Genomic DNA, 5,911 nt, shown 5'->3' on the forward strand with positions numbered 1-5,911 from the left:
AACGCTCGGGTATGACAAATTTGTCGGAGTAATTTTTTTATGAGTTTTTTCTTTTTGTTGTTGGATTTAATATCTTTTTCGATAGCAATAGGGCTTGGCCTTTTTTTTAGAACAGGTGCACTTACGGAAGTTTCTTTTATTTCAAACTTAAAAATTTTAATAATTCCTTTTATAATTTCGGCTGTTATTTTATGGCTTTTTTCTTTTTACGATTTTAAATATATTAACAGAAGAGTTTTTGACTATAAAAATATTATGGTTGCTTTCTTTATAGATTTCTTCTTTTCCGCAGGTTCAATTTATTTTTTGGCAGCAATTTTTCATGCAACAACACCGAAAACGGTATTACTTATAACACTTGTAATATATTTTATTCTTGTTTATTTAAGCAGAAAAATTTATAAAGACATACGGCTTAACATAAAAAAAACGACAGTTGTTATATTGGGTAAAAATCATACGCTTGATACAATAATTTCGGAAATGTCCAAATATGCAAATTATGATGTATTGTTAAGTTCAATGGAAGTAACGGATGAAATTTTAAATACAATTTATAACAAGATTAATGATATCAATTTTATTGTAATTTCAAGCGAGCTTTTGGCGACATCTCAAAAATGGCAACAGAATTTACTTTTTAAAGGTGCAATAGTAAAAAGCGATTTGGATTTTTTTGAAGAACTTTTTTCAAGGGTTCCGCGTGTTGCCCTTGATAATAACAGATGGCTTTTGGAATATATAAGTTCAAGACGAATAAGAATAGAAAGTTTTATAAAAAGGTTAGTTGATATTACATGTTCTTTATTATTAATGCCTTTTTGTTTAACGACAGGAATTGTAATTTATTTGCTTATACTTATAGTTGATAAACAGTTTCCCTTGTTTGTTCAGGAAAGAGTCGGTTTAAAAGGTAAAACGATATATATTTATAAATTTAAAACGATGTTTGAAGGAACCGAAAATGTAACAAAAATGGGAAAAATTTTGAGAAAATTTCGTCTTGACGAATTTCCCCAAATAATAAATATATTTATCGGTGATACTTCCTTTGTAGGTCCCAGGCCTTTATGGACAAAGGAATATGAATATTTAAACTCTTTAATTGATAATCATCCTTTAAGAACAATCGTTCGTCCCGGAATAACCGGATGGGCTCAATTAAACTATAAAGCTCCTAATTTTTCACTTGTAATAGATAAACCTACGGAAGAGAATAAGAAAAATTTTTATAGAGATGCAAAAAAAAGATTGGCTTATGATTTGTGGTATATAAAAAATGCTTCTGTTTTTCTTGATATGGAAATAATTTTAAGAACCATAAGAAGAATGTTTATAAGCGATAAAAAAATAGTCAAATGAAAAAAATAATAATTTTATTACTTTTGTTTGTTCCCGTTGTTTGCTTCGGTTATGATTTTAAAATAACAAAACTTTCCGGTGATAAACAAGTTGCATTTAGGGGAAACTATGTAAAAGATGATTTTGTCGTTTTATTAACCGACAAAAACAATGTTCCCGTTCAAGGTGTTAAAATCAATTTTATACTTGCAAAAAGTAATTACTTAAATGATAATGAAATTGCTTTAATAAACCTTAACAAACAAAGTTTGTTTACGGATCAGGACGGTTGTGCCAGAGCAAAAATATTTATAGACCAAAAAACGGATAAAAATTTAACGGTGTTGGTTAATGCCGATGATGTTCTTGCCGATCCTACTTACTTTACCGTTTCGGTTTTAAATAAAAATTGGCTTTTAATGATGATTGCGGCAATACTTGGCGGCGGTGCATTACTGCTTTTCGGAATGTTTAAAATAAATTCCGCTTTTCAAAAAATTGCAGGGCAAAATATAAGGTCAATTCTTACAAAATTTACAAATACAAGAACAAAAGGTTTTTTTACCGGACTTTTGGTTACGGGTATTAATCAGTCAAGTACTGCAACACTTCTTTTACAAATTACACTTACAAGTGCCGGACTTATGACATTTTTTCAGGCAATGGCAGTTACCGTAGGTGCTTCTGTCGGCTCAACGGTTACCGGACAGCTTGTTGCTTTTAAATTGGTTGATTATGCCTTAATGATAACAGCGGTCGGATATTTTATTTCTTTCTTCTCAAAAAGAAGAAAATTAGTGGAATTCGGTGAAGCTATTTTCGGTTTCGGTTTATTGTTTTTCGGTATGAAGTTAATGTCTGAAGCAATGTTGCCGATAACATTAAATACCGAATTATTGGCTTCAATTGCAAAAATAAATTCGCCGTTGTTTTTGATAATTTTCGGAATAATTTTTACAATAATCAGCCAAAGCAGCGGAGCAACCGTAGGTATTGTTATAGTGTTGGCATCGTCGGGAATATTGTCTTTGTTACAGGGAATTTGTATTTGTTTGGGTGCACAAATCGGTACATGCCTTACCGCAATAGTTGCTTCAATTAACCAACCAAGAAGCGGTAAAAGAGTAATGTTTTGGCATTTAAGTTACCAAATATTAGGTGTTTTGTTGGTATATCCTTTTATAGCTTTTATATTTTATAAAGGACAATTATCTTGGATATATTTTGTTAAATTCTTTACCGAAAAATTTGTTTTTTCAACAGATATTGCCCGACAAATTGCAATGTCACATACTTTGGTTACTTTATTTACGGCATTTATAATATTGCCGCTTATACCGTTGCTTCATAAATTTTTTATGTTTATTTATCCTGATTCCGCGGCAGAACAACCTTTCGGAACCGTTTTTATAGATGAAAAATATGTTAACGATACCGATAAAGCTTTTGATTTGTCAAAAAAAGAAATAGAACGGCTTTCCGAGATACTTTCGGAGGTTGTAAAAGATTCAATAAATACGCTTAAAACAAGGCATGAAATAGTTATAGATAAAGTAAAGTATAAATGCTTGCAAATTTCACATTTAACCGACGAAATAATTCCATATATTACAAAAATTGCACAGAACAAACTTTCATCCGAACAAGCTCAAAAAGAAACGGTTTTATTGTATATAGTTGCCGATTTTGAGCAAATTGCCGATATTATAAACAGAAATATTATTTATATAGCACATGAAAAATTAACAAGAAATTTAAAATTTTCCGATGAGGGTTTAAAGGATTTAAAATATTTACACAATATTGTTTGGAAAAACTGTTCAAAAACGGTTGATACTTTTATTAAATATGATAAAACATCTGCTGCCGAATTAAGTTATGACATAAACAAACTTACATCGGTAGTTCACGAACTTAAAACAAAACATATTGCAAGACTTCATGCAGGTTTAAAAGAATCAATAGAAACGTCATCTCTTCATTTGGATATTCTTGACCAATATATGAAAATAAACGAAACATTACTTGATATCGCAGTCAATATAATAGAGGGTTAAAATTCTTCTTGACATCTTTTTTTTATTTTTGTAAACTATACGGATTATAGAAGGAGTATTTACTATGTATGCAATAATAATGACAGGCGGAAAGCAGTATAGAGTAGAAAAAGGTCTAAATGTTGTTGTTGAAAAGTTGGAAGCCGAAGCCGGCAAAGAAGTTGTTTTGGACCAGGTTTTGATGATTTCCGACGGAGATAAAGCAATGGTAGGCAGACCGACGGTTGAAGGTGCAACGGTTGTTGCTAAAGTTGTAAGGCAAAAAAGGTTACCTAAAGTTCTTGTATTTAAAAAGAAAGCAAAAAACGGTTATAAAAAAATGCAGGGACACAGACAGTATGTTACCGAATTAGAAATTGTAGATATTAAAGGGTAGTTTGTTTTAGGAGAAATAAAATGGCACATGTAAAAGGACAAGGTTCCACAAGTAACGGTAGGGATTCACAAGGTAAAAGATTAGGTGTTAAGATATACGGCGATCAAATAGCAAAAGCAGGTGCTATAATAATTCGTCAAAGAGGAACAAAATTCCATCCCGGAGTAAATGTAGGTATGGGTAAGGATAATACAATATTTGCAAAAATAGACGGTGTTGTTAAGTTTGTCAGAAAAGCCGAAGACAGATGTTTTGTAAATGTTGACCCTATAAAGTAAAAAACAATGTTTATAGATAAAGCAAAAATTTTTGTTACAGCCGGTCGCGGTGGCGACGGCTGTATTTCTTTTAGAAGAGAAAAGTTTGTTCCGCTTGGAGGACCGGATGGCGGTAACGGCGGTAAAGGCGGAGATGTTTATATTGAAACGGATAACAAAAAAATAACTTTACTTGATTTGTCATACAGGTTTAAACTTGCTGCCGGTAACGGTAATAAAGGACAAGGCAGTGATAAATACGGTAAATACGGCGACGATTTAACTATAAAGGTTCCTGTCGGAACGATTGTTTATAAAAACGGTGAAGTTATTGCGGATTTAAAAGAATTAGGACAAAAAATTCTTGTTGCAAAAGGCGGTAGAGGCGGCAGAGGAAATGCTTCTTTTAAAACTCAAAATAATTCAGCCCCCAGAATTGCCGAGAAGGGTGAACCGGGGGAACAGGCGGAAATTTCTTTAGAGCTTCGGTTAATAGCCGATGTCGGTTTGGTGGGCTTTCCTAATGCAGGTAAATCAACTTTCCTTTCGGTAGTAAGTTCTGCTCGTCCTAAAATAGCAGATTATCCTTTTACAACACTTGAACCGAATTTGGGGGTTGTTAATTTGGACGATAAACAAATGGTTATAGCCGATATTCCCGGAATTATAGAAGGTGCAAGCCAAGGTAAAGGGCTTGGACTTGAATTTTTAAGGCATATAAAAAGAACAAAGGTTTTAATTTATATGATAGATATAAGCGGTTTTGACGGAACGGATCCTTATAACTCTTATAAAATTTTACAGAAAGAACTTAAAAAATATTCAAAATTTTTGTCAAAAAAACATAGCGTAATAGTATTAAATAAAACCGATATTCCTTCGGCACGAGGTAACATAAAAACTTTTAAAAAGAAAGTTAAAAATAAAAAAATATATACAATGTCAAATATGACAAAAGAAGGTATAAAAGAACTTTTATATGATGTTTTTAAACTTACACAAATACCTGTAGATGATGATGAACAGATTGATACTATTCCGGTAAAAAAATATATATATGAACCTGAATTTACCGTAACTAAAGAAGATGAAGGTTTTTTTGTAGTTACCGGAAGTAAGGTTGAAACTTTAGCCGCTATGACAAAATTTAATGAAGAAGAAGCGCTAAGAAGGTTTCAAAATATTTTGAAAAAGATGGGTATAGAACTTGCACTTGAACAAAAAGGATGTAAAACAGGTGATACTGTCAAAATAGGTAATTTTGAATTTGAATTTACAAAATAAGTTATTCTTGTAAACTCTTATCCCTCAGCTTCTCAGCCCTCAAACCCTCAGCTAAAAATTGCTTGTAATTTTTGCCGTTCGTCGTTAATTTACATTCTGCATTGTAAATTATACATTGCCATTCGGCTCCTCAGCTGTCGTTATAAATTGCCGTTTTTACGTAAATATTTGATATAATATAAAGATTATGAAACTTTGTTTTAAATTAAAAAAAATAAACGAAACAAATTACAAAATATTTGTTAGTAAAAAAAATGCTTCGATGTTGAATAAATTTAAAACTGTTGGTTTTAAAGACAGGTTTATATTTATTCCGCATTGTATGCGAAATACTGCCGTATGTAAAGCAAAAGATGAAGGTTTTTTTTATTCCTGTGCAAAATGTAACGGTTGTAAAATAGGGCATATTGTTTCTTTTGCACAATCTTTGGGATATGAAAAAATTTACATAATGAAAGGCGGCAGAGCAATACAACAAATTATTGAAAATCAAAAGCCGAAAGCAATAATAGGAATTGCCTGTTATTTCGAAGGGAAATTAGGAATCAAATTAGCGGATAAATATAAGTTGCCTGTTCAATTTGTTCCGCTTACAA

The 5,911-nt window shown here is 31.6% G+C and carries 6 protein-coding genes; all 6 read left to right on the top strand.

The genetic code is table 11. The features are described 5' to 3' along the window. Window positions 1-39: 39 nt before the first annotated feature. Complete coding sequence (locus ACMUOV_RS00510; RefSeq protein ID WP_413852731.1) at window positions 40-1,362, top strand: sugar transferase; 1,323 nt, start codon at window positions 40-42, stop codon at window positions 1,360-1,362. Next, window positions 1,359-3,398, top strand: coding sequence for a Na/Pi cotransporter family protein (locus tag ACMUOV_RS00515; RefSeq protein ID WP_413852733.1), 2,040 nt, complete (start codon window positions 1,359-1,361; stop codon window positions 3,396-3,398). The genes ACMUOV_RS00510 and ACMUOV_RS00515 overlap by 4 nt, the downstream gene beginning before the upstream one ends. 64 nt (window positions 3,399-3,462) lie before the next feature. Further along, window positions 3,463-3,774, top strand: a complete 312-nt coding sequence (rplU, locus tag ACMUOV_RS00520) for a 50S ribosomal protein L21 (protein WP_413852735.1) — start codon at window positions 3,463-3,465, stop codon at window positions 3,772-3,774. Window positions 3,775-3,794: 20 nt separating this feature from the next. Further along, complete coding sequence (gene rpmA / locus ACMUOV_RS00525) at window positions 3,795-4,052, top strand: 50S ribosomal protein L27 (protein WP_413852737.1); 258 nt, start codon at window positions 3,795-3,797, stop codon at window positions 4,050-4,052. A gap of 6 nt (window positions 4,053-4,058) precedes the next feature. Then, window positions 4,059-5,315 carry a GTPase ObgE gene (gene obgE / locus ACMUOV_RS00530; protein WP_413852739.1) on the top strand — a complete coding sequence of 419 codons (1,257 nt, stop codon included), beginning with the start codon at window positions 4,059-4,061 and terminating at the stop codon, window positions 5,313-5,315. A gap of 187 nt (window positions 5,316-5,502) precedes the next feature. After that, the coding region (locus ACMUOV_RS00535; RefSeq protein ID WP_413852741.1) for a DUF116 domain-containing protein at window positions 5,503-5,911 on the top strand (409 nt) is incomplete at its 3' end.

This window comes from Candidatus Ruminimicrobium bovinum, assembly GCF_902760015.1.
Classification (GTDB): Bacteria; Elusimicrobiota; Endomicrobiia; order Endomicrobiales; family Endomicrobiaceae; genus Ruminimicrobium; species Ruminimicrobium bovinum.

What these genes read in the sequence shown, in the direction of transcription:
- rplU (WP_413852735.1), top strand. Translation starts at nt 3,463, where the DNA reads ATGTATGCAATAATAATGACAGGCGGAAAGCAGTATAGAGTAGAAAAA.
- ACMUOV_RS00510 (WP_413852731.1), top strand. Translation starts at nt 40, where the DNA reads ATGAGTTTTTTCTTTTTGTTGTTGGATTTAATATCTTTTTCGATAGCA.
- ACMUOV_RS00515 (WP_413852733.1), top strand. Translation starts at nt 1,359, where the DNA reads ATGAAAAAAATAATAATTTTATTACTTTTGTTTGTTCCCGTTGTTTGC.
- obgE (WP_413852739.1), top strand. Translation starts at nt 4,059, where the DNA reads ATGTTTATAGATAAAGCAAAAATTTTTGTTACAGCCGGTCGCGGTGGC.
- rpmA (WP_413852737.1), top strand. Translation starts at nt 3,795, where the DNA reads ATGGCACATGTAAAAGGACAAGGTTCCACAAGTAACGGTAGGGATTCA.